The 23953-nt window shown below is 68.2% G+C and carries 7 protein-coding genes and 21 pseudogenes; 5 read left to right on the top strand and 23 right to left on the bottom strand.

The window, feature by feature from the left end:
* Both AB1281_RS01775 and AB1281_RS01770 read left to right on the top strand, forming a co-directional pair.
* Positions 1-400, top strand: a pseudogene (locus AB1281_RS01775) (methyl-accepting chemotaxis protein); the annotation flags it as partial.
* Positions 401-519: 119 nt separating this feature from the next.
* Positions 520-887 (top strand): annotated as a pseudogene (locus AB1281_RS01770) (glycine zipper 2TM domain-containing protein).
* A 127-nt stretch (positions 888-1014) separates the two neighbouring features.
* Here the strand turns inward: AB1281_RS01770 and AB1281_RS01765 are convergent.
* The 7 genes and pseudogenes from AB1281_RS01765 to AB1281_RS01735 form a co-directional block, all read right to left on the bottom strand.
* Complete coding sequence (locus AB1281_RS01765; protein ID WP_430344924.1) at positions 1015-1233, bottom strand: hypothetical protein; 219 nt, start codon at positions 1231-1233, stop codon at positions 1015-1017.
* The gene (locus tag AB1281_RS01760) at positions 1220-1612 is read right to left on the bottom strand and encodes a hypothetical protein (RefSeq protein ID WP_430344923.1); all 393 of its coding nucleotides are present in this window, start codon (positions 1610-1612) and stop codon (positions 1220-1222) included. Before AB1281_RS01760 ends, AB1281_RS01765 begins: the two co-directional genes overlap by 14 nt.
* A 92-nt stretch (positions 1613-1704) precedes the next feature.
* Positions 1705-2118 (bottom strand): ABC transporter permease, encoded by a 414-nt coding sequence (locus tag AB1281_RS01755; RefSeq protein WP_430344922.1) that lies wholly within the window; start codon positions 2116-2118, stop codon positions 1705-1707.
* Positions 2119-2136: 18 nt separating this feature from the next.
* Positions 2137-3319, bottom strand: a pseudogene (locus AB1281_RS01750) (ABC transporter permease).
* Positions 3304-4314 (bottom strand): annotated as a pseudogene (locus AB1281_RS01745) (HlyD family secretion protein). Before AB1281_RS01745 ends, AB1281_RS01750 begins: the two co-directional pseudogenes overlap by 16 nt.
* Positions 4307-5708, bottom strand: a pseudogene (locus tag AB1281_RS01740) (TolC family protein). The pseudogenes AB1281_RS01745 and AB1281_RS01740 overlap by 8 nt, the downstream one beginning before the upstream one ends.
* A gap of 77 nt (positions 5709-5785) precedes the next feature.
* Positions 5786-6695 (bottom strand): annotated as a pseudogene (locus tag AB1281_RS01735) (LysR family transcriptional regulator ArgP).
* Between the two features lie 90 nt (positions 6696-6785).
* Between AB1281_RS01735 and AB1281_RS01730 the strand changes: the two are divergent.
* Positions 6786-7401 (top strand): annotated as a pseudogene (locus AB1281_RS01730) (LysE/ArgO family amino acid transporter).
* On the opposite strand, the pseudogene map reads toward AB1281_RS01730, so the two are convergent.
* The 15 genes and pseudogenes from map to AB1281_RS01655 form a co-directional block, all read right to left on the bottom strand.
* A pseudogene (gene map / locus AB1281_RS01725) lies at positions 7358-8178 on the bottom strand (type I methionyl aminopeptidase). The pseudogenes AB1281_RS01730 and map overlap by 44 nt on opposite strands.
* A 10-nt stretch (positions 8179-8188) precedes the next feature.
* Positions 8189-8400: pseudogene (locus tag AB1281_RS01720) on the bottom strand (ParD-like family protein).
* Between the two features lie 68 nt (positions 8401-8468).
* A pseudogene (locus tag AB1281_RS01715) lies at positions 8469-8830 on the bottom strand (bleomycin resistance protein).
* 207 nt (positions 8831-9037) lie between these two features.
* Positions 9038-9920, bottom strand: a pseudogene (locus AB1281_RS01710) (hypothetical protein).
* 3 nt (positions 9921-9923) lie between these two features.
* Positions 9924-10985, bottom strand: a pseudogene (locus AB1281_RS01705) (GNAT family N-acetyltransferase).
* 28 nt (positions 10986-11013) lie between these two features.
* Positions 11014-12273: pseudogene (locus AB1281_RS01700) on the bottom strand (aspartate aminotransferase family protein).
* 203 nt (positions 12274-12476) lie between these two features.
* Positions 12477-13193, bottom strand: a pseudogene (locus tag AB1281_RS01695) (MtnX-like HAD-IB family phosphatase).
* A 167-nt stretch (positions 13194-13360) separates the two neighbouring features.
* A pseudogene (locus AB1281_RS01690) lies at positions 13361-14566 on the bottom strand (DegT/DnrJ/EryC1/StrS family aminotransferase).
* A gap of 10 nt (positions 14567-14576) precedes the next feature.
* The gene (locus AB1281_RS01685; protein ID WP_075674983.1) at positions 14577-14975 is read right to left on the bottom strand and encodes a DMT family transporter; all 399 of its coding nucleotides are present in this window, start codon (positions 14973-14975) and stop codon (positions 14577-14579) included.
* A 7-nt stretch (positions 14976-14982) separates the two neighbouring features.
* Positions 14983-15328 (bottom strand): annotated as a pseudogene (locus AB1281_RS01680) (EamA family transporter); the annotation flags it as partial.
* Positions 15329-15474: 146 nt separating this feature from the next.
* Positions 15475-15957: pseudogene (locus tag AB1281_RS01675) on the bottom strand (alpha/beta hydrolase); the annotation flags it as partial.
* A 285-nt stretch (positions 15958-16242) separates the two neighbouring features.
* Positions 16243-17624, bottom strand: a pseudogene (locus AB1281_RS01670) (sensor histidine kinase).
* Positions 17621-18303 (bottom strand): annotated as a pseudogene (locus AB1281_RS01665) (response regulator). The pseudogenes AB1281_RS01670 and AB1281_RS01665 overlap by 4 nt, the downstream one beginning before the upstream one ends.
* 134 nt (positions 18304-18437) lie before the next feature.
* Complete coding sequence (locus AB1281_RS01660) at positions 18438-19565, bottom strand: metallophosphoesterase (protein ID WP_430344921.1); 1128 nt, start codon at positions 19563-19565, stop codon at positions 18438-18440.
* Positions 19566-19638: 73 nt separating this feature from the next.
* Positions 19639-20088, bottom strand: a complete 450-nt coding sequence (locus tag AB1281_RS01655) for a winged helix-turn-helix transcriptional regulator (protein WP_075674978.1) — start codon at positions 20086-20088, stop codon at positions 19639-19641.
* A gap of 77 nt (positions 20089-20165) precedes the next feature.
* Between AB1281_RS01655 and AB1281_RS01650 the strand changes: the two genes are divergently transcribed.
* Entirely contained in the window at positions 20166-21383 is a 1218-nt protein-coding gene (locus AB1281_RS01650) for an MFS transporter (protein WP_430344920.1), read from the top strand.
* Between the two features lie 13 nt (positions 21384-21396).
* Here the strand turns inward: AB1281_RS01650 and AB1281_RS01645 are convergent.
* A pseudogene (locus AB1281_RS01645) lies at positions 21397-22810 on the bottom strand (diguanylate cyclase).
* A gap of 284 nt (positions 22811-23094) precedes the next feature.
* Between AB1281_RS01645 and AB1281_RS01640 the strand changes: the two are divergent.
* Positions 23095-23953: pseudogene (locus AB1281_RS01640) on the top strand (TonB-dependent receptor plug domain-containing protein); the annotation flags it as partial.

The raw sequence follows: 23953 nt of genomic DNA, 5'->3' as shown, positions 1-23953 counted from the left end.
GTCGGTGCAGCGCGTCACCGACATCATGGCCGATATCTCTGCTGCCTCGCAGGAGCAGAGTTCGGGCATCGAACAGGTGAACCAGGCGGTGGTGCAGATGGACGAGACTACGCAGCAGAATGCAGCGCTGGTGGAAGAGGCCAGTGCGGCGGCACGCTCGATGGAAGAGCAGGCCAACCTGCTGGCCGAGGCGGTTTCGGTGTTCCGTACGGGTGCGGCGACGGCCGCGGCGGTGGTCGCCCTGCGTTGGCAGCGGTGGCTGCGACGGTCACCCCGGTGCGGCCGGCCCGCTGCGCTTTCACCCGCATCGAACCGACACTGGCGGCCAACGCCGGTGGCTGGGAAGAGTTCTAGCAAGGCAGCACGCCGGCAGGGAGACGGCGCCCATCACGATGGCTGATCGTGATGGGCGCGGATTTTCTTCCTGAACGCGCGATGGCCGATGAGGTGGCGGACACGCGCATTTCACTTCCGGTGCCAACCGAGGGAGGACACTTGCGCCATACCGGAACTCAGGAGATGGCCATGAAGACCTCGACCCGACTGCTTGTGCTGGGCACCCTGCTGGCGGCTTCGTCGGTAGCCGGTGCACAGACCTACGGGCCGCGCGATGAAGGACGCCGATTCAACGATGGCAGACGCGTGGTCTGCAAGAACGTGGAAGTGCAGCGCAACTCGCGCGATCCCAACCGCATTGCCGGTACTGCCACCGGCGCGGTGATCGGCGGCCTGCTGGGCAACCAGGTGGGCGCGGCAATGGCAAGAAGCTCGCTACCGTGGCAGGTGCTGTTGCCGGTGTTGCGGCCGGTCGCCAGATCCAGGGCAACAGCCAGCAGAAGAACGGCGACCGCGTGGTCGAGCGCCGCTGCGAACGCGTCTATCGCTGATCGATCGCCGGCAGCCCCGGTTTTCCCTTCCACATCGCAGTACTCGAACGCCGGCCACGTGCCGGCGTTCTTCGTTGCAGGAAAAGGGGACGGAGGGGATTAAGTCGCAATCCTCCCAACCGGCCGCTTACGACTTAATCCCCTCCGTCCCCTTTTTTGCGAGGAGGCGCCGGGTGGCGAGGCTGCCGTAGAGCAGCAGCAGGGCGGTGAGGGTGATCAGTTCGTGGCTGACTTCGGCCAGGCTGGCGTCCATCTGGTTCAGGCGCACCATCAGGTTGATGCCGAGGTGGTAGCAACAGCTGCGCCAGCCAGACCAGACGGTGGTGGCGTCATCACCGCCGGCCACGACAGGTTGGCCAGGAAGAACAGCGGGATCGAGGTGGCGATGATGTACTGGAAGGCGCGTTCGCGGGTGCGAAGAAGCTGCCGACGAACAGGCCGAAGGCCACGGTGGCGGCGATGAACAAGGTGCCGCCCAGCAGCTGGCCCAGCGGGTTGCCGCCGCGCGGATAGTCCTGCACCCAGGCGGTGAAACCGGCGTAGTAGAACAGGCCGAACAGGCCGATCAGGCCGAAGCCCATCGCCATGCCGACCAGGGTCGGCAGGTCGAAGCGCAGGCGCCGGCCGAGCGCGAGGCGGCGGCCGCCGAGCAGGACGCCGATGCCCATCAGCAGCGTCTGGTGCACGATCAGCTCGGCCACGGCCGGGCACGATGGCGCTGCCATAGCCTTCCTGCGTGTTGTACAGCGGGCGCTGCACCAGGGTGACCGGTGGCGCCTGCGGTGCGCCCATGAAGGCGGCCTGGCCGACTACCGCCTCACGCCCGAACGCGCCAGTGCATCGGCCACGCTGCCCAGCACCCAGCTGGCACGCCCCAGGTAGGCGCCGTGCCGAGCAGCACCAGCTTGGCTGGGTGGCCGCGCAGGATGTCGCGTTCCAGGTTGGCCGGGATCAGCACGATGCCTTCGGCGTGGCCGGCTTCCAGCTGCTGGCGGGCACTGTCGATGTCTGCCGGTTGCCCGACCACGCGCGCAACACGGAGTGCATCGAGCTTGCGCAGCAGCTCGCGGCTGGTCGCGCTGTGGTCTTCATCCACCACCAGCACCGGCAGGTTGCCGGCCACCTGGTGGCGGTATGCGGCCGGGTAGAAGAACGAGTACAGGATCACCGCGCCGACCATCACCACGATCGCATAGCGGTCGCACAGCACCGCCATCAGGGTCTGCCGCAAGGCTGCGCCACAGTGCGCTCATGCGTCGGCCCCTGCGGGATGTGCGGCGGCAGGGGTGCGCGCAAAGGCGATCAGGCGCAGGCCACCGATGCCACCGGCCACCACCGCCATCAGCAGCAGCGTGGCCAACGGCCATACCGAAACCTGCAGCGGAGACCGATGAACTGCTGCTGGGTCTGCAGCTTGAGTAGGCGCTGAGCGGCAGCAGCTGATGCCAGATGCGGGTGAACAGAGGGCCATCCAGCACCGGGAAGGTGGCGCTGGAGAACGCCAGTGCGGTGCCGATGCTGAGGCGACCGCGGACAGCGCGGTGCCCATGTCGCGGGTGACGCCGACGAAGAACAACGCGTAGGCGGCCGTGGCAAGGTAGAACAGCGGCTGTGCGAGCAGCAGCAGGAGCACGCTGCCGGCCACACCATCGCCGCGCAGCCAGGCCAGGTAGCCGATGCGAGGCGCCATACACCGAGAACAGCAGGATGTACGGCGCGATCTTGCCGGCAATCGCGACCATGGCGTGCGGCCGAGCCAGGCGGCAGGGTACCGTCGCGGATCTCGCGGCCGAGGCTGCCGGCCACGGCAAGCGCCAGTACCAGCGACAGCACTGCCGGAAGATCAGTGGCAGCAGGAACAATTCGTAGCTGCGCGCCGGGTTGTAAAGGATGCCCGACTGCACCGCGATCGGCGCGGCACGCAGCTTGCCCGGACCGACCTGCAGTCCGATGCGCTCGCGCAGCAGGCGTGCGTTTCCAGGCCGAGACCGCGTCGCCGATATCGCGCGCCGCGGACTGGCCGGTGGTCATGTAGGTGCGTTGTAGTAGGCGAACACCGTGCCCTGGGCGTCCACGCAACGCCTGCCGGGTGACATCGCGCTGGCACCAGCACGATGGCGAACACGTCCAGGCTGCGCAGTTGCGAGCGTGCGTCTTCCAGTGTCCACCGGCTGGCTGGCGATGCGCACGCCGGGGCTGGCATCGAGCATGCGCAGCAGCAGGCGGCTGTCACTGCTGTGGTCGAGGTCGACCACCGCGATCGGGATGTCGCGCATCACCGACGGTGTGAACATCCACGCCATCACCACCAGCATCAGCAGCGGCAGCAGGGTGACCAGCAGCAGATCGGCGCGGTTGCCGCGCAGCGACCGCAGTTCGCGCCGCCAGCTGGCGGCGAAGCTGCCGCGGCCAGGGCTCAGTGCTGGGGCCATGCGAACAGCACGCTCATGCCGGGGCGGAAGCCCTCGATGCGGCGTACCGGGCGCACCCGCACCTCGAAGCTGCGGACGTCGTAGCCGGACGACTGGCGGGTGGTACGCCAGGTTGCATAGTCGCCGGCCGGGTTGATGAAGTAGACCTCGAATTCGCCGTCCAGGCCGAGTGCCGGCACGCTGCCCTGCAGCTTGCTGCCGACCTTCAGGCCCTGCATCTGCGATTCGCGCAGGTTCATCGCCACCCACATGCGGTCGATGTCGACCAGGGTGAACACCGGGTAGCCGGCCGGCACCAGTTCACCCGGGTCGGCCATGCGCTTGTTGATCTCGCCGGCGACCGGCGCGCGCCCTTCCACTTCGACACGTGCGGCATTGACCTCGGCCACCGCGCCCTGTGCCTGCTGCACCTGGCCCTGCGCGGCACGCTTGTCCTGCTCGCGTGCGCCGGCCAGGGCCATGTCGTACTGCGCGCGGGCGGCACGCGCCAGTTCGCGCGAACTGGTGGCCTGGGCATGTGCTTCATCGCGCTTCTGCCGGGTCATCACCCCTTCGTTGAACAGGTTCTGCACGCGCTGGTAGGTGGCTTCAGCCAGCGTCGCGCCGGCTTCGGCCCGCTTCCAGTTCGCTTCGGCAGCGCGGATGTCCTCGCTGCGCGCGCCTCGTCGGCCTTGTCGGCCACCGCCTGTGCGGCGGCCAATGCGCCGTGCGCCTGCTGTTCCTTGGCGGCCACTTCGGGGCTGTCGAGCAGGAACAGCACCTGCCCGGGTTGCACGCGGTCACCCTCGCGCACCTTCAGCTCGGCCACGCGCGCGGTGATCTTGGCGGCCACGTTGATCGTGTCCGCATCGGCCATGCCTGGATCTGGTCGCCCGGGCTGCGCCAGGCCAGCCACAGGCCGAGCACCACCACGACCAGCAGCACCACTATCAGATCGGTCCCAACCGGCGCTTGCCCGGGGGCGTCGTCGCATCGTCGTGCAGCACATCACTCATGGTCGATCACCTCGTCCGCACGCCGCCGGAACTCTTCGAAACGGTCCATCTGTCCACTGACCTCCAGCAACTGTGCCAGCGCAATATCGTATTGGTAGGCGGCCTGTGCGCGCTCGACGCGGGCGCCGCCCAGGCCGAGCCGCGCGTCGATCACATCCAGCGAAGTCGCCTGGCCTTCGCGGAACGCCAGCTCCTGCAGGCGCAGGTTTTCCTGTGCCTGGGCGATGCTGCTGTCGAGCAGCACGTATTGCTGGCGCGCGGTTTCCAGTTCGTTCCAGGCCTTGCGCACGCCCAGTGCGACCTGGTTCTCGGCCTCGCGCAGGCCTGCTTCGGCCTGGTCCTGCTGCGCACGCGCGGCGCTGATCTGCGCGGCCGCGAATTCGGCGACAGGAAGGTGTACTTCAGGCCGATGCCGAACGCCCAGTCCGGATCGGTCAGCATCTCGTCGCGGCGGCGAAGTCGTACTGGCCGAAGGCGAAGATCTGCGGCTTCAGCTTGGCCTGCTGCACGCGCACGCCCTGTTCGGCCTGCGCCACATCGCCCGCAGGCGTGCGATCTGCGGCTGCGGGCCTGTGCGGTGCGCTCGAAGCTGGTCACCGGTTCCAGCGGCACGCGCTGCACGAACAGCGGCGACACCGGCTGCACCTCGCCACCACTGCGCAGCAGCGTGGCCAGTGCGGCCTTCAGCGTGGCCAGGTCGTTCACCGTCTTCTGGTATTCGCGCTCGGCCTTGTCGCGGGCCACGGTGGCCTGCAGGCGCTGCGCGCGGGTGGCGAAGCCCTCGCGTTCCAGCTTCTCTGCGTCGGACAGGTGGCGGTTCAGGCCATCGCGTACGTCGCGGCGTACGTCCACCGCCTGCTCGGCCAGGCGCTGGCCGAAATAGGCCTGGGCCAGCTGCACGGTCAGCGATTGACGCTGTGCTTCGCGCTCGGCACTGGCCTGTTCGTGTGCGGCGCTGGCCGCACGTTGCGCGGCCGGAATCACACCGCCGGTGTACAGCGGCAGCACGGCGGGTCACCACCGGGCGGGTACGCCAGTCGCGTTCGGTGAACGACAGCGGCGAGTCGATGCCATAGGCCTCGGCCACCGGTGCCAGCGAACCCAGCGGCAGGGTGAGGGTCTTCTGAAACTGCAGGCGGCGCACTTCGCCGGTGATTTCCGGCAGGCGCAGCAGACGCGTCGCTTCCTGCAGGTCCTGCTTGTTGCGCACGGCGGCGTCGGCGGCGGCCAGCGCATCGGAGACCTGTTCCAGGCGCTGCCGTGCCTGTTCCCAGTCCAAAGCCGGTGCATCGGTGAGGGTCTGCGCGGCGCAGCCAGTGGCAGGCAGGTTGCCAGCGTCACGCCAGCGCGGCCTTCGCGCGGTGCATCCTTGTACGTCGGCCGATCACGCCCATGCCGTCCATTGGTGAAGAAGTGCGCAAACGGTAGTGCGCGCGGCGTGAAGCCCGGGTCTGCGATCATCGGTTTGTCCTCAACGAAGGGTGCCGCTGGCCGCAGTGCGCAGCGCCTGCGTGATGTGCTGCAGCGTGCTTGAGCGCACGGCGGCATGCTGCCAGTACAGCGGCACATCGAGCCAGCGGCGGGGGTTCCAGTACCACCACGCGGCCGGCGCGCACGGCGGGCGCGACCAGGGTTTCCGGGGCCATGCCCCAGCCGAGGTCCGCACGCGGCGGCTTCGACGAAACCGGTGGAGGAGGGCAGGTAGTGTAGCGGCGGCTGCAGTCGCGCGCGGGTCAGGCGCCGCACGAAGCGCCAATGCAGTTCATCCTTGCGGTTGAACACCAGCATCGGCGCGCGCGCCAGGGCCGCGGCCTGCATGCCATCGCTGAAGTACTGGCGGGCGAAGCCGGGCGAGGCGATGGCGTGGTAGCGCATCGCGCCGAGCGGGTGCACGTTGCAACCCTTCACCGGCTGGCTTTCGGCAGTGACTGCGCCGAGCACGCTGCCATCGCGCAGCAGCTGCAGGGTATGGTCCTGGTCGTCCATGCGCAGGTCGAACAGGTAGCCATGGCGCTGGTGCAGGTCGGCGATGGCCGGCACGAACCAGGTATCGAGCGAGTCGTCGTTGACCGCCAGCGGGATCGGCGTGCGCGCAGCGTCGCTGCCACGCTCGGGCAGCAGCTCGGCAATGCCTCGGCCTCCAGCGCCTGCATCGGCCGGACCCGGCGCAGCAGCGCTTCGCCTGCGGCGGTGGGGCGGCACGGTGCCTGACGTACCACCAGTACCTGGCCGAGCCTGTCCTCCAGCGCCTTGATCCGTTGCGACAGGGCCGACGGGCTGATCGACAGGCGGCGTGCCGCGGCCTCGAAGCTGCCTTCTTCCAGCACCGCAGCAAAGGCGGCCAGTTGCGGATGTACCAGATCATGCCGGTGTCTCTTCAGTTTTCCTGCACAGGATAAAGAAAAATCAGTTTGTCTAAACAGTGGCGGCGGCCGCACCCTGCGCGTCCCCTCGCTGCCTGGCCTGTCCTGATGTGGATCGCCGCTACCGCCGCCGGCCTGTTCGCAGGCGCCGGCCTGATCATCGCCATCGGTGCGCAGAACGCGTTCGTGCTGCGCCAGGGCCTGCAGCAGCGCCATGTGGGCAGGGTGGTGCTGGCCTGTGCCGGCGCGGACATCATTGCTGATCCTCGCCGGCGTCGGCGGCATGGGCGCGCTGGTGCTGCAGTGGCCGCTGCTGCTGCAGGTGCTGCGCTTCGGTGGCGCGGCCTTCCTGCTCTGGTATGGCCTGCAGGCGGGGCTGCGCGCATGGCGCGGTGGCAGTGCGCTGGCCGCCGCCGAGGCGCAGGGCGGCAGCGGACGGCAGGTGCTGCTGACCTGCCTGGCCTTCACCCTGCTCAACCGCACGTCTATCTGGATACCGTGGTGTTGCTGGGCAGCCTGTCCACGCGCTACCCCGGTGACCTGCGCTGGGCGTTCGCCGCCGGTGCCTGCGCCGCCAGCGTGGCCTGGTTCTGCACGCTGGGCTATGGCGCGCGCCTGTTGCAGCCGGTGTTCCGCAGGCCGGGCGCCTGGCGGGTGCTGGATGCGGGTCGTCGCGATCTTCATGTTCTGCCTGGCCACGCTGCTGCTGTTGCGTCCGCTCTAGGCCGCTTCACCGCGCACAATGGCGTTTCGCGGGGCGCAGGTCAATACGCGCACGCCGCTGCGGGTAACCGCCACGGTGTGCTCGAAACTGGGCAGACAGCTTGCCGTCGCGGGTGTACACCGGCCATTCGTCCGGCTGCTGGCGGATGGCCGGCTTGCCCTGGTTGAGCATCGGCTCGATGGTGAACACCATGCCTTCTTCCAGCACCATGCCGGTGTTGGGATGGCCGTAGTGGAGGATCTGCGGATCCTCGTGCATCTCCTGGCCGATGCCATGGCCGCAGTATTCCTTCACCACGCTGTAGCCGTGGCTGCGTGCATGACGGGCGATGGCGTGGCCGATGTCGCCCAGGCGCGCGCCGGGGCGCACCGCGGCGATGCCTTTCCACATCGCCTGGTAGGTGGTCTGCACCAGCCTGCGCGCGGCGTAGTCGACCTCGCCCACCAGGTAGGTGGTGCTGGAGTCGGTGATGTAGCCGTTCTTCTCCAGGGTGATGTCGAGGTTGACGATCTGTCCGTTGCGCAGCACGTCGGTGGTGCTGGGCACGCCGTGGCAGATCACGTTGTCGATCGAGGTGTTGAGCACATACGGGAAGCCGTACTGGCCCTTGCTGGCCGGCCGCGCCTGCAGTTCATCGACGATCATGCGTTCGACGAAATCGTTGATCTCCATGGTGCTGCGGCCCTGCAGCGGCAGCCGGTCGAGCGCGGCGAACACCTGCGCCAGCAGGCGGCCCGATTCGGCCATCAGCGCGATCTCGTCAGGGCGCTTGATGATCGCCATCTGCTCAGACCTGCCCCGGTGCCAGCAGCGGCGGCTGCACGCCGGCCGCCCGAAGTTCGCTGGCACGATGTCCTGGAAGCTCAGCGTGGGGTTCATCTCGCACAGCATGCCGACCCGGATCCAGAAGTTGGCCTGGGCATTGATCGAGCGGCTGGAGACGGTGCAGGCACGACGCAGCTGGTCGTGCAGGGTGTCATCGATGTTGACGATGCCCATGGGCGGTCCTGAAGGAGTGGATATACGAAGCGTATATGTTTCGTATATCCAGCTCAAGGCCGCCCGGTTCAGCTGGCGTCGGTGGCGAAGCGCAGGCGGTTGCCGTCGGGGTCACGCAGCAGCATCTCGCGGCTGCCCCATTCGGTGTCATGCGGCGGCTGTTCGATGGGGACGCCTGCGGCACTGAAGGCGCGGTGCAGGGCGTCGACGTCCTCGACGATGAAGTACACCGCGCCGCCGACTTCGCAGTCGCCGCTGTGTTCGGTGAGGAAGATCGTCTGGCCGTCGCGGGGTGAGGCTGGGCGAACAGCGGGAAGCCGGGTTCGAAGCGGTGTTCCCAGTCGACCACGAAGCCCAGCCCCTGCACGTAGAACGGCAGGGTGGTATCGGCATGGCGCATGCGCAGTTGCGGGATGACGGTCTGGGGCATGGCGAGGGCTCCTGGGCAGGCGTCCAGTGTAGTGCCGGCCGCTGGCCGGCATCCTGGTGAGCCCGGGAACAATGAGGGTGCCGGCCAGCGGCCGGCACGACCGACGCTGCCTGGGTCTGGTCGTTGCCAACCTTGGTTGGCATTGCCGGCCAGCGGCCGGCACTACCGAAAGCCACGCTGGCCAGCAGCCGGCATTAACGGAAGCGGTCAGCAGGCCGTCGGCACCGAGGCCATCGCGGCCAGCAGTTCGCGGTTCACCTGCTGGTGCCGTGCCTGCCACACCGGCAGATCGTCGGCGCTGATGTCGGGCCTGGCCATCCAGCGAGGACAGCCAGCGCTTGAAGCGGCTCTGGTAGTTGGCCAGCGACACTTCGCCGGTGATGTCACTGCCGACCAGGCCGCCGGCGCGCAGCGCTTCGATCACCACCAGCGCGTGTTCCAGCTGGAAGCGGCCCTGGTCCAGTTGCTGCGGGCGACGTCCTCGGCGAACACATCCTTGTCGATCGACAGGTAGGTTGGCTGTGGCGACTTCGCCTGCTCTGCAGCGAACGCGGCCACCAGCGCTTCGGGATGCTCGAAACGGCGGAAGGCGTGGCCCATGCCGAGGCGATGCCCCAGCCCACGTCCACGTCCATGCACCAGTAGGTCAGGCGACCGCCGATCAGCGGGCGCCAGTGGTTCTCCCAGGCGTGGCCGAGGCCGATGTCACTGGAGGTGATGCCCAGCACATGGATGTGCGAGATCTGCGGCAGCTTGCTGGCCGCGTTCACCCATGAACCGCAGTGCATGCCCAACGGGAAACGCATGTTGTCCGGATGGTTGTCCAGCACCACCAGCTGGAACGGCTCCTGCGCGCGCATGCGACGCAGCAGTGGCAGGCTGAGATGATGGAAATCACCGCTGCCGAGCATCACCGTGCCGAGCTGGGCCGGCAGCGGTGCCAGCACTTCAGCGGCGAAACGGTCGAGGTGGCATTGCTGCAGGCGAAGCGCAGCGGATCGTGCCACTGCGGCAAGGCCAGGGTCTGCGCCTGGGGCAGCGGCAGCACGCCACCATCCAGGTCCAGGATCAACGGGGAACGCAACGGCATCGTTCAACCGCCTCCATCAGGTTCGCCCTGCAGGTACGGGCCAGCCTGCGCAGGGCAGCGCGCAGCAGCGGGGAGCGTGCGTGGATCGCGTGCCGGGTGGAGGTGAAGCGGGCGCCGAGCTCGGCCTTGATCCGCGAGTCGGTCCAGCCGGCCACGTAGTGGCTCAGGCCGTGCTGCAGCGCGTACTCGAGGTTGTGCATCCAGCTGACCGCGTACAGGTTGTGCTCGCGCGACTGCGGGTAGGCCAGGCCGATGTACTTGTCGACCAGCTTGCCGGCATGCACGTAGCACAGGTTCCAGCCGATCAGCTGGCCCTGGTGGCGGTACAGGAACATGCGTCCCTGGCCCAGGCTGTCGGCCAGCAGGTACTGGAAATAGGGCAGGTCGAGCTGGTCGAAATGCACCGCGCTCTGCGCGTACACGCCCAGGTACAGCGCATACAGTTCGGCCTGCAGCTGCGGGTCGGCCAGGGCCGGATCACCGGTGGTGATGCACTCGATCTGCAGCTCGTCACGCGAGCGCAGCTTGCGCCGGATGTTCTTGCGGCGCGAGGACGACAGGCGTCCGAGATAGCCATCGATCGAATCGAAATCGATGGCCACCCAGGCCAGCGGCATGCCTTCCAGCTCTACGAAGCCGCGTGCCAGCAGCGCCTGCAGGAAGGCACCGCTGTGTGCGTTGGCGGCGTCGTCAGCAGCGGCGAATCAATCGCCAGGTCCTTGACCACCAGCAGCCGGGTATCGCCGATCGCGTGACGCGTCACATCCTCGGCCAATGCCTCCGGTGCGACGTGCGCGGGCAGCGGGGTGTATTCGGTGCTGGTGGCACCGACGAAGCGGGTCTCCAGGTGATCCATGGCCGCCACAGGCGCGACAGCGGCAGGCCAAGCAGCTTGCCGCGCAGGTCGTCATCCATCGTGGTGGTCAGGTCCAGCGGCGCACGGAAGGTCGGCAGGCCGCTGGGAAGGCGGCCCGCCTCGAATCCGAGCGGCGGGTGGGCCAGGAAGCCCTCCAGCAGCGCGGCCGGTTCCAGCGCAGTGCTGGACGCGCGTGATGTCATCTCCATCGGCACGGGAACCGGCAGCGCATCGACCTCAGCCCTTGGCCTTGGTCAGCGCCTGGTCGAGCAGGGTGATCGCCAGGTCGATTTCTTCGTAGCTGATGTCCAGCGACGGCGCGAAGGTGATCACGTTCTTGTACCAGCCACCCACGTCGAGCACGAGGCCCATGCGCTTGCCGTCGTGCAGCAGGTCACCGGCCAGGCCGATGTCGACCATGCGGTCCAGCAGTTCCTTGTTCGGGGTGTAGCCGTCGGTCTGGCAGATTTCCGCACGCAGGGCCAGGCCCAGGCCGTCGACGTCGCCGATTTCCGGGTGGCGCTTCTGCAGGCCACGCAGGCCGTCGAGGAAGTACGCGCCCTTTTCCGGCACGGTGCGCTCGTAATCCATTTCCTTGCCCAGCTTCAGCACTTCCAGGCCCAGGCGGGTGCCCAGCGGGTTGGAGTTGAAGGTGGAGTGGGTGGAACCCGGCGGGAACACGGTCGGGTTGATCAGTTCTTCGCGCGCCCACAGGCCCGAAAGCGGGTTCAGGCCGTTGGTCAGCGCCTTGCCGAACACCAGCACGTCCGGGGGTCACGCCGAAGTGCTCGATCGACCACAGCTTGCGGTGCGCCAGAAGCCCATCTGGATTTCATCGACCACCATCAGGATGCCGTACTTGTCCAGCACGCGCTTGAGGCCGGTGAAGAAGTTGCGCGGCGGGATGACGTAGCCGCCGGTGCCCTGGATCGGCTCGACGTAGAACGCGGCGTACTCGGCCTGGCCGACCTTGGGATCCCACACGCCGTTGTACTCGCTTTCGAACAGGCGCTCGAACTGCCACACGCAGTGGTCGGAGTACTCGTCCGGGGTCATGCCCTTCGGGCGACGGAAGGGGTACGGGAACGGGATGAACATCGCGCGCTCGCCGAAGTGGCCGTAGCGGCGGCGGTAGCGGTAGCTGGAGGTGATCGACGACGCACCCAGGGTACGGCCGTGGTAGCCGCCTTCGAAGGCGAACATCAGGCTCTTGCCGCCGCGCGCGTTGCGCACGATCTTCAGCGAGTCTTCAATGGCCTGCGCGCCGCCGACGTTGAAGTGCACGCGGCCGTCGAGGCCGAACTTCTCGTGCATGTCCACGGCAATGGTCTTGGCCAGCTGCACGCGGGTCGGGTGCAGGTACTGGCTGGCGACCTGCGGCAGCGTGTCGATCTGGTCCTTCAGCGCGTCGTTCAGGCGCTTGTTGCTGTAGCCGAAGTTGCAGGCCGAGTACCACATCTGCAGGTCGAGGTAGGGCACGCCCGCACCGTCGAACATGTAGCTGCCTTCGCCGCGCTGGAAGATCTTCGCGGGTCGACGTAGTGGACGGTGTCGCCGAAGGAGCTGTAGCGGGCTTCGTCGGCCAGCAGCTGCGCGTCGGAGGCAGCCGAATCGGCGTTCTTGTCAAAAATGTTCATGCAGTTCGGTTCCGTGAAGGACGTTCGAAGGGGTAACGGGGGAGCGTGCCTGGAAGGGAGTACTCAGGCGGTGGCCAGCAGCAGGGCAGTGCGGCGGGCTGCGGGCTGGCGTCGAGGCGACGTGGCTGCAGCAGGCTGCCATCGAGCAAGCGCGGCAACAGTGCGATTGCATCGTGGAAGGTATCGATGGCGGCATGCTCGATGCCGGCATTGGTGCAATGGGTGGATCAGGCGGCGCTTGGCGAATACGAAGTCGGCATCCTCGGACACGCAGAAGTCCGAACTGCCGTCGCCGATCATCAGCACGCGCGGTGCTTCGTTGGCACGCGCCTGCGCGGCGCAGGTGCACTTGCAGGTACCGCTACGGCACCCTTCGGCCTGGTAGGGCGACTCCAGTTCCCAGTGGTCTTCGCACCAGCGCAGGTGGTTGGCCACCACCGGCAGCGGCGGCAGGCCATGGTTGGCGAGGATGCGGGTGGATCGCATAGTCCAGGCCGTCGCTGACGATGCGCAGCGGCAGGCCCAGCTGCTCGGCGCGGGTGACGAAGGCGGCGAAGCCCGGATCGATCTTTACCTGGTCCAGGTGTGCGTCGAGCGTGGCCGGGTCCAGCTTCAGCAGCCGCACCTGGCCCTGCATGCATTCACGCGAGCGATCTTTTCCGACTTCCACTGGTCTTCCAGTTCCTGCCAGCCCGGCTGGCCGTACTTCTCCAGCAGCGAGTCGATGACATCTTCGAGGCTGATGGTGCCGTCGAAGTCACACAGGATGCTCCAGTGCATGGGCAGGTCCGTCGATGAGAAAGGCATCCGGCACGGTGCCGGGGCAGGCTCAATGTAGGCAGGTAGCCTTTCTCGTTCCTTTCCTGTTGAAAGGCTGCACTGCGGGGTGGGGAAAGTGTTCAGGATCGAGTTTCCTGAATGGGCGTAATGCCCTGAAAACCGCCGTTTCAGGGCTGCGCAGCGGCCAGCGCCTGCAGGATCTGCGTGGTCTCTTCACGGGTCTGCCAGGCGCTGTTGCCGAGGGTCAGCATGCGTGCGGCGAAGTCGCGCGCGTTCGGCATGTCGTCCTGCGGCACGATGCCACGCAGGTAGGTGTAGTCGGGCAGGGCATGGATGAACATGCGGCTGGCACCGAGGCCACGCGGCCACAGGTCGTCCAGTGCGGCATCGCGCGCGCGCTGGCTGGGCAGCAGCAGCATCAGCATCGGCCAGGTGCCGCCGGTACCGGCCAGGCCGTCGACTACCTCCACCGCGGCAGCTGTGCCAGCTGCACGCGCAGCTGCAATGCGCGCAGGCGCCCGGCCTGCAGGAACGCCGGCAGCCGCGTGCAGCATGGGCGCCGATGTTCTGCGCCAGTGGCTGACCCGGTGCTGCGGGATGTCCAGCGGGAAAACGTCACCGACCGCTTCTTCCAGATCGCCGCGTTGCAGTGCGCTGCGCAGTGGATTGCCGTACACCAGCGACAGCAGCGAGGGGCGGTAGCAGGCGGCAAGGCCCAGCAGCTGCACGCTGCGAAGCAGCTCCCAGCGCAGGCTGAAACGCACCTGCTCGGCCGCATGTTCGGCCAGGGCGGCACGCAGTTCGTCATCGCGGCTGACCAGCAGGCCGCCTTCGTGCAGGCTCAGCCCCTTGCCGGCGGCCAGGCTGAAGAATCCGATATCGCCACGCAGGCCGACGCTGCTGTTGCCGACCCGGGCGCCCAGCGCCTGAGCGGCATCCTCGATGACCCAGGCGCCGGCGCCACGTGCGATGTCGGCGGCCAGTTCAACATCGGCGATGCGCCCGCCCAGGTGCGTGGGCAGGATCGCCAACGTGCGTGCGTCGGCCAGGCGCGAGAGCTGTGCCGGATCAAAGTCGAAGTGGCCGCGGCGGGGTATCACACAGCTGCACGCGCAGGCCGAGGCTGTGTACCGCGATCGGCACCAGCGGGCAGGTGTAGGCCGGGAGGATCACGGTATCGCGCTTGGGCGCGCGCTTGCGCAGGGTGCGCAGCGCGATCAGCAGCGCGTGGGTGCCGGAACAGGTCAGCTGCAGCGGGCGGTGTGCCGAGCTGTTTGCCAGGATGTCACGCAGGTCGCCGCCACCGGAAGGAAGTCGCTGGCCTGCATCGGCAGGCCGGCGGTCGGAGGCAGTTCGCGCGCGAACAGGCTCATCGCAGCCCGCTCACGAGGTGCTTTCGGCGGGGCTGTGCGGGTCATCCGCTTCGGCGCGGCCGAGGCAGACGATGCCGGCCACGATCAGCACCGCGCCCACCAGGTGGTGCAGGGTCAGCGGTTCGTTCAACAGCCACGCCGACAGCAGCAGCACACTGATCACTTCCAGGTGCGAGGCCGCGAAGGCAGGGCCGATCGGGGCATGGCGCAGCAGGCTCATCCAGGTGAAGAACGCGCCGACGTAGCCGAGGATGGCGCCGTATACCCACGGTTGCGACAGCACGCGCAGCAGCCAGGCCGTATTGGCTTCGACCGGCAGCGCGGCGTCACCGGCGTACTTGAAGCACAGCTGGGCCAGCGTGTCGAAGGCCATCAGCAGCGGAAAACCGATCACATACAGGCGCCTCATGAGCGGGCCCCACCACCGCCACGCCCGCAGTGACCAGCAGCATGCCGGTCACCCGCAGCGGCGTGAGTTTCTCGCGGAACAGGAAGCGGCCGGCGATCATCAGCGCAACGATGTTGATCGAGCCCAGCAGCACGCCCTTGGACAGCGGCACCAGTGACAGGAACGCGATCCAGGCCACGAATTCAAGCACGTAGCAGGCGATGCCGATCCACAGCCAGGGGCGCTGAGCATGTGTTTCCAGCGTTGCAGTCCTTCGCCGTCCTGCGGGTCGCTGGCGGCGGCCTTGAAGCGAGCTGGCCACCGGTATCGAGCACGACATTGGCCAGCCACAGCAGCGTGGCGAGTGCCCCCATCTCAGGCCACCGCCTTGAGGACGCCCGCTGCGTTCACCGATTTCGGTGAAGAAGCGCGCGCTGCGGCGGATCACGTCGCGGCGTTCGCGGTCGATGGTGATCATGTGGTAGCTGTCTTCCAGCACCACCAGTTCCTTCGGGCCGCTGACCCGCGACATCACCAGTTCGGCATTGCCCATGCTGGCCACATCGTCTTCGCGGGCGTGCATCACCAGGCATGGCGCGGTGACCTGATGCAGGTGGCGACGGGTCCAGGTGCTCAGGGCACGCATCTCGGCCAGCGCGTGCCAGGGGTTGCCCGCAGGCGGCAGCGGCGCTGTCGCCGGACAGCATGGCGGCGCTGACCTGCGCGCGCAGGCGCTCGTCACGCAGGCCGTAGGGCGGTTCTTCCATGAACATGCGGTCGCGGCCGATGTTGAAGCGCTTGAACCACGGCAGCAGGAACGACAGGCGGGCCACGGCGGGAATGTTCCAGCCGTCGTAGCGGAAGGTGGCGCCATACACGCCGACGCCGACACCCACTCGGGGCGGCGTGCAGCCAGCGCCAGCGACAGTACCGCGCCCATCGACAGACCACCGACGAACAGCTGGTCGACCTTGCCACGCAGGCTCGCCGCCGCATCTTCCACGCCCTGGTACCACTGTTCCCAGGTGGTCGCCAGCAGGTCATCCACGGTGCCGCAATGGCCGGCAGCTGCACGCCGTGCACGGTGAAACCGGCGTTGTTCAGGCCCTTGCCCAGCATGCGCATTTCCGCCGGGGTGCCGGTCAGGCCGTGGACCAGCAGCACGCCCTGCGGGCCACCGGGGAGGAAGAAGTCGTGCGATTCGGTCACCTGGCGCTCCGGGACGGCAGTGGGGATGGTCAGGATCGCAAGCGCGATTTTCGCCAGCCTTTCAGCGCCCCGGTCCGGGTCAGGGGGCCTTCAGCAGGGGCAGCGTGATGGCGACCTTCAGGCCCCCACCGGCACGGTTGAGGAAGGTCAGGCGGCCCGCCGAAGTGCTCCACCGCTTCGTGGGCGATGGCCAGGCCCAGGCCGGTGCCGCTGGCGGTGGTGCCGGGCGCGCGGAAGAAACGCTCGCCCAGCCGCGGCATCACGTCCTCGGGTACGCCGGGCCCGTTGTCCTCCACGTACAGTTCGACGTCATTGTCGTCCAGCGCATGCACGCCGACCGTGACGGTCGCATCGCGGCCGGCGTAGCGCAGCGCGTTGTCGATCAGGTTGTCCAGTGCTTCCTGCAGCTGGGCACCGTTGCCGATCACGCGCAGCGGATGGGGGCTGCCGCGGTAGCCCAGATCGATGCCATCGCGGATCGCCTCGGGCACGCGCATGCCGACCCATTGCGGCACCAGTTCGCACAGGTCCAGCGCTTCAACGGTATCGGGCACGGTCTGCGCCCGGCTCAGCGCCAGCAGCTGGGTGCTGACCCGCGCAGTGCGCTGGTTGAGCCGGCGGATGTGCTGCAGCGCCTCGCGCACCGTGTCCGGGTCGCCATGCGCCAGCGCCTGGTCCACGTGCAGGGCCATGCCGGCCAGCGGCGAGCGCAGCTGGTGCGCAGCATCGGCGATGAAGCGGTTCTGCAGCGTGATCATTTCCGCCTGTCGCGCAAACAGATCGTCGATGGTGCTGATCAGTGGCTGGATCTCCTCCGGCACGTCGGCATCGGAGATTGGCGCCAGTTCGCCGCGGCGCTGCGCCAGGCGGGTCCTCAGCGGGGTCAGGATGCGCAGGGCCGTAGGTCACGCCGAACCAGACCAGCGCGGCGGTGCCCAGCGCCAGCATGGTCATCAGCGGGATGATGATCATCAGGATCTCGCGTGCACGCTGGCGGCGGTCGGCCATGCTTTCGGCCACGGTCACCGCCAGCTGGTCCTGCGGGTCGTTCATCGCCTGCGTGCAGACGGTGGCCATGCGCACCTGCTGGCCATTGAGGTTGCCGTCGTACAGCGCCGGATGCACGCCGGTGCAGTCCTGCGAAGGGGCATACGGGCTGAAGTCCGCATTGCCGCTGAGGGTGCCCTTGCGGCTGCTGTCGACGTTGAAATAGCGATGGCCGTCGGGGTCGTACTCGATCAGGAAGCGCGCCTGCGGAGACAGGTCGCTGGTCACCGGCATGGTGCTCAGCATCTGCGCGAACGAGTGCGTGTCGTCGATCAGGTTGCGGTCGTGGATGCGGTTGGAATAGTCCAGCGCAACGTAGTAGGCCAGGATCGTATTGAAGGTCAGCAGGCCCAGCATCGGCAACGCCAGGAAGGCGAGCAGGCGCCGGCGCAGGCTGGGGGGGCCACTGATCACGGGGCGCTGTCGTCCTGCGCGTCTTCCAGCATGTAGCCCAGCCCGCGCACGGTGCGGATGCCCATGCCGCCGGGTTGCAGCTTGCGGCGCAGGCGGTGCAGGGCGATGTCCAGGCCGTTGTCGGTCAGGTCCTGGCCCCAGTCGCACAGCGCCTCCACCAGCTGCGCGCGCGACACGATGCGCTCGGCGCGGACTGCCAGCGCCGACAGCAGGCCGAACTCGCGCGCGGTCAGTTCCAGCGACTGATCGTCGATCCACACGCGGTGCCGGCCAGGTCCAGGCGCAGGCGGCCGATGCGCAGGTCCGGGTTGCCATTGCTGGTGACCCGGCGCAGCTGCGCGCGCACGCGCGCTTCGAATTCGTCCAGCGCGAACGGCTTGACCAGGTAGTCGTCGGCACCGAGGTCGAGCACGCGCACGCGTTCGGCCAGGCCGTCGCGGGCGGTCACCACCAGCACCGCCAGGCCATCGCCGCGCTGGCGCAGGCGCTGCAGCACATCGCGGCCATCCAGCTGCGGCAGGCCCAGGTCCAGCACCAGCAGCGCGTACTGGGTCGAACCCAGCGCCGCGTCGGCGTGCGCGCCGTTGTCGACGTGGTCGACCACGTGCCCCTGCCGGCGCAGCGAGGCGCACAGGCCGGAGGCGATGTCCGGGTCGTCTTCAGCAATCAGAACGCGCATGCGCGGGGGGCTCCTGTATCGATCGGGCCCAGCGGATGGACGGGGCGGGCCTCTCGGTTGCCGAGGGTAGCCGCAAACCGGTGTGAAGGTGGAGCGCGACGTCACCGCCCGGGGCCGTCGCGCTGTCCCGCCATTCAGTCCTGCAGGCCGGGCTCACCCAGCGCCAGCGGCACCCGTGAGCCGTCCAGCAGGCCGCGGCTGAGCCTGCCATCCTCGATGAACAGCAGTTCGCCGTTCTCGCCGTTCTTGATGCTGCTGTCGATGGCGATCACGCGGTCGCCATGGAAGCTGCTGACGTGCGGCATCGAGGTGTGGCCGACCACGATGCGCTTGAGCTGCAGGCGATCGAGCACGGTCTGTACACCGGCCGTGTCGAGGCGGCCATCGAAATAGCCGCGGTACCAGATCGGGCTGGTCTTGCCGTCATACAGCGGTGCGGTGGCCGGGTCGGCCTTCACTTCGGCCTTGGGCAGGCCCAGTGACGCCTGGTAGGCCGCGTTGGTGCGCGCCGGGTCAAGCGCCAGCTGCACCGCTTCGGGCGAGATGCCGCCGTGCAGGAACAGGGTGTCGCCGATCTTCAGCAGTACCGGGCGGGTGCGCAGCCACTGCCCAATCACCGAATCGGTGCCGTACAGCTGCGGATAGCTGCGGCCGAGCAGCTGGGCGCTGCGCAGGTATTTCGGGTTGACGTAGCGCAGGTCGTCGTACAGCACCATGGTTTCGTGGTTGCCGAGCACGAAGTGCACTGCGCCACCGGCGGCGGCCGCCTGCTGCTGCAGGCCGTACAGCAGCCAGAACGCCTCGGTCACCTGCGGGCCGCGGTCGAACACATCGCCGGCGATGACCAGGGTGTCCTTGCCCAGTGCCCAGCGGTCCTGCGCGTCGATGACCCGGTGGGCGCGCAGCAGGCGCACCAGCAGCCCGTACTGGCCATGGATGTCGGACAGCGCAACGATGCGTGGCGCGGCCGGCAGTACGGAGATCGAAGGTGCATTCGGCGCGGCCACATGCACGGTGTGCCCGTAGCCGCAGCGTGGGGCGATGTCGGTGCCTGCGGGCTGCGTGGCCAGCGTGCGCGACTCGACCTTGTCGTCGCAGATCCACTTGGCCTGCAGCTGCGTGCCCTCGCGGAATACATAGGGGCCATCGGCCGGCACGTGGTCGGCGGGCGCGGCAACCTCGCGGGCCTGCGTGGCTCCGGTGCTGCAGGCCAGCAGCGGCAGCAGCAGGGCGGTCATCAGGGAAGGGCGATAGCGCGGCATCGGCGGCGTCCGGCGGCGGAAACAACCGATGCTAACCGGCGCGGCCGGATCGTGGTGTGCGCGAATGGGCGGATCAGGCGCCGCGCCCGTCGTCCTTGAGCTTGCGCACGCGGGTCGCGGCGGCCGGCAGGGGCTGGCCGTCGCGCCCGTGCGGCTGCATGTAGGGCAGCGGGCGCCGCGTGCTGGATTCGATCAACTGCGAATGGGCTTCACCGGCGCCGAAGCGATGGCGTTCTCCCCACTGGCGCAGCGCGACCAGCAGCGGGAACAGTTCCTGGCCGGCGTGGGTGAGCACGTATTCCTGGTAGGCCGAGCCATCGGAGGCCGGTTGCAGTTGCAGGATGCCGGCCTCGACCAGCCTGCGCAGGCGATCACTGAGGATGTTGCGCGCCGCGCCGAGGCTGCGCTGGAAGTCGCCAAAGCGGGTGATGCCATCGAAGGCATCGCGGATGACCAGCAACGCCCAGCGGTCGCCGAGCAGGTCGGCGCTGCGGGCGACGGGGCAGGGACTGTTGGCGTGCATGCTGGGGCCTCCGGATGTGGTTGCAGTTTAAAACCAATGGCGATAGCCTGCATCAAGTTTCAAATTGCAACTACATCATGAGTGCTCCATTCATTTCCCGCCCATTGCTGATCCTGCTCGCGGTCGCGGCCGGCGCCAGCGTTGCCAACGTCTATTACGCGCAACCGCTGCTGGATCGGCTGGCGCAGGCCTTCGCACTGGACCGTGCCGTGGCGGGCGCAGTGCTGGCAGCAACCCAGGCCGGCAGCGTGCTGGCATTGCTTGGCCTGCTGCCGTTGGCCGATCGCGGTGACCGGCGACGTCTGCTGCGGCTGCAGTTGATGGCGCTGGTGCTGGGCCTGCTGTGGCTGGCGGCTGCCCGGACTACGGCGTGGCTGTTGTCGGGCATGCTGCTGGCCGGCCTGCTGGGTACCGCGCTGACCCAGGGGCTGATCGCCTATACCGCCACGCTGGCGCCGCCGGCGCAGCGCGGCCGCGTGGTGGGCGTGGTGCAGGGCGGTGTGTTCATCGGCCTGTTGCTGGCGCGCGTGGTATCGGGCGCGGTCGCGGCCACCATCGGCTGGCGGGCGGTCTATCTGTTGTCGGCAGCGGTGATGGCGGCCTTGGCCGTGCTGCTGTGGCGGCGCCTGCCGGCGGTGCCGGTACCGGCGGTACCGCCGCGCTGGTCCGCACTGCTGGGTTCGATGCTGGGCATGCTGCGCCGGGACCGCACGCTGCGCGAGCGTGGGCCGCTGGCGTTGCTGCTGTTTGCGGGCCTCAACGTATTCTGGGCGGCGGCGCCGATGCCCTTGTCGGCGCCTCCGTTGCAGTGGTCTACCGCGGCCATCGGTGCGCTCGGCCTGGCCGGCGTAGTGGGCGCATTGATGGCGGCGCGGGTCGGGCACTGGATGGACCGCGGTTTCGCCGATCGGGTCAGTCTTGGCGCGTTGCTGCTGATGCTGGCCGCGTGGTGGCCGCTGCTGGGCCTGCCGCAGTCGCTTTCGTTGCTGCTGCTGGGCGTGATCGTGCTCGACCTCGGTGGGCAGGCACTGCACGTATCGAACCAGGCGCTGCTGCTGCGTGCACCGGCAGAACAGCATGGGCGCCTGGTGGCGCTCTACATGCTGTTCTATGCGGTGGGCAGTGGTGCCGGTGCGGCTGCCGGGCCCTGGATGCAGGCCCGGCATGGCTGGCCTGCCGTGTGCCTGCTGGGTGCAGGCATCGCGTTGCTGGCACTGCTGTGGTGGGCCACATGGCGGGTGGTGGCGGTGAAAGCAGCGGCTGGCGCCCGTATCGGTAGTGCCGGCTGTCGGTAGAGGCGGCGCGCCATCAGCGTTGCAGTGCGCGCCGTCCCGGAGCTTCCTGCAGGTCCGGCACTGGCCACCACCACGCGGTTGCGGCCCACTGCGCTTGGCCTCGTACATCGCCGCGTCGGCACGTGCCATCAGCCGCTCGTAGTCCGGGTGCCGTCATGGCCGGCCACGCCGATGCTGGCGGTCAGTGACAGTACCTGGCCATTGGCCAGCGCCACCGGCGAGTGTGCGATCTGCCGGCGCAGGCTCTCGGCGATCACCGAGGCCTGCGACTCGCTGGCGGCGACCAGCACCACCACGAACTCCTCGCCGCCATAGCGGAACAGGTAGTCGCTGCCGCGCGTGAGCTGGCCGAGCAGGCCGGCGACGTGCTGCAACGCGCGGTCGCCGGCATCGTGGCCGTGGCCGTCGTTGATCGCCTTGAAGTGATCCAGGTCGAGCAGCAGCAGCGAGAACGGTGTGCGGTTGCGCGTGGCCAGTTCGATCTCCCGGCGCAGAACGGTTGGCAGGAAACGGCGGTTGAGCAGGTTGGTCAGTGCATCGCTGCCGGCATCCAGTTCACCGATGCGCTCGAACAGCAGCGTCATCAGCGTGCGGATGGCGGCCAGGTCCTCGCGGATGGCCGGCAGCACCGCCAGTCGCTGTGCTGGAGCATCGTGGCTTGCCCGCTGCAGGTTGCTGTCGATGCGGGCCATCAGCTGGCCGACCTGCTGGTCTCGCTGCTCTCGCCGAAGCTGGGAATGCCCTTGTGGGTGAACCATAGGCCGAACTCCGATGTCGCCAGGCTGGCGCTGTCGCTGGCCTGCACATGACCGGCCAACGCGTAGAGCAGGGCGTTCTCCCAGTCCAGCAGCAGCGCGCGCTGGCGCTCGCGTTCGGTGCCGACGTTCTGCACAGCGAGAACAGCCGGTACGCAGCATCGGCACGGGTGGAGCGCTCGCGGGCGTGGGTGTAGGCCAGGGTCATGCCTTCCATGGCGATGTCCATGATCGCGCTGAGGCAGTCGATGGCGGCGAACGCGGTGGCGCAGTCGGGCGCATCATCGCGCAGGCGCACGAACAGCTCGTGCTTGAGCACGCGTGCGCCACGGGTCACCAGGTCGACCGGAATGCCGACCCGGGCATGCACGTCGCCGATCACCCGCTGCGAAGGCAACGGTGGCGGCAACGCCGTCGGCATCGGTGGTCAGCAGCTGCACGAGCCAGCGCTGCATGGCCGGTTGCAGGCGCTGCTTGACCTGCTCGTGGACAGGAAGCGGCGTGCACGCCCGTCCTGCAGCAGTACTTCGTAGAAGCGTTGGGCCAGCGTCGGCGGGGCATCGGCGGCGGCGGCGTGCAGCAGCGCGGTGGCGGCAGGCCGGCCTGTTGCAGGCAGTGCTGCCAGGCCTCGGCCAGCGGCTGGCTGGCATCGTCCAGTTGGGGTGGTTCCACGTCGATCTCTGACTGCGTACGGCAAACCACGGGTATCGGCCGCGGCGGCATACGGTGATGGCGGGTTAGCCGGCCAGTTTACGCGCGGTGCAGGGTTGCACGGTGCGCAAAGCACATCGGCGTCGCTGCGGCAATGAGTGAACGCATTTGAGAATCACTCGCATTGATGGGAGAATGCGCGCACGGATCGGACCGCAGGCGACTGCAGGACTGTTCCGCCTCCCCCTCGTCGTTGCCTCAAGCCTTTGCCAGAGGCCCCGTTGCCCTGCCAGAAGGTCCAGATCATGTCTCCTGCCGTTGTCCTTTCGCCGCGCCCGCTGGCGCTCGCTGTTGCCGCCCTGCTGGCGGGTAGCGCCTGACCGCCCAGGCTGAAACCGACGCCACCGATATCGACACGGTGCATGTCACCGCCTCGCAGATCGCCCGCCAGGCGTTGGGCACTTCGACCATCACGCCGAGGACATTGCAAGCGCCACCGGCCAACGACATCGCCGAACTGCTGCGCACCATGCCGGGCGTCAACCTCACCGGCAACAGCGCCTCGGGCCAGTACGGCAACAACCGCCAGATCGACCTGCGCGGCATGGGCCCGGAGAACACGCTGATCCTGGTCGATGGCAAGCGCATCGGTGCGCGTGACGCCGTGCGCATGGGCCGCAGCGGTGAGCGCAATACGCGCGGCGATACCAACTGGGTGCGGCGGAAATGATCGAACGCATCGAGGTGCTGCGCGGCCCGGCGGCGGCGCGCTATGGCTCCGGTGCATCCGGCGGCGTGGTCAACATCATCACCAAGCGCCCGACCGGCGACCTGACCGGCGCGGTCGATCTGTACGGACTGGTGCCCGAACACAGCGCCGAAGGCGGCAGCGAGCGCGTCGGCCTGCAGCTCAGTGGGCCGATGACCGACACCCTGTCGTTCCGCCTGTACGGCAACCTCAACAAGACCGACGCGGACTCGCTGGACCTCAACCGCCAGTACGCGACAACCCGAACGCGTGCCGCCGGCTGGCCGCGAGGGCGTCAGAACCGCGACGTCAACGCGTTGCTGCGCTGGGACATCACCGCCGACCAGGTGGTGGAGTTCGAAGCCGGCACCAGCCGCCAGGGGCAACATCTACGCCGGTGACCGCGCCGTCAGCAC

This window comes from Stenotrophomonas sp. NRRL B-14846 (assembly GCF_050473585.1).
Taxonomy (GTDB): Bacteria; Pseudomonadota; Gammaproteobacteria; order Xanthomonadales; family Xanthomonadaceae; genus Stenotrophomonas.
This window is presented reverse-complemented; position numbering and strand designations above follow the sequence as displayed.

What these genes read in the sequence shown, in the direction of transcription:
- AB1281_RS01760 (WP_430344923.1), bottom strand. Translation starts at nt 1,612, where the DNA reads ATGGCAGCGCCATCGTGCCCGGCCGTGGCCGAGCTGATCGTGCACCAG.
- AB1281_RS01685 (WP_075674983.1), bottom strand. Translation starts at nt 14,975, where the DNA reads ATGAGGCGCCTGTATGTGATCGGTTTTCCGCTGCTGATGGCCTTCGAC.
- AB1281_RS01660 (WP_430344921.1), bottom strand. Translation starts at nt 19,565, where the DNA reads ATGCCGCGCTATCGCCCTTCCCTGATGACCGCCCTGCTGCTGCCGCTG.
- AB1281_RS01655 (WP_075674978.1), bottom strand. Translation starts at nt 20,088, where the DNA reads ATGCACGCCAACAGTCCCTGCCCCGTCGCCCGCAGCGCCGACCTGCTC.
- AB1281_RS01650 (WP_430344920.1), top strand. Translation starts at nt 20,166, where the DNA reads ATGAGTGCTCCATTCATTTCCCGCCCATTGCTGATCCTGCTCGCGGTC.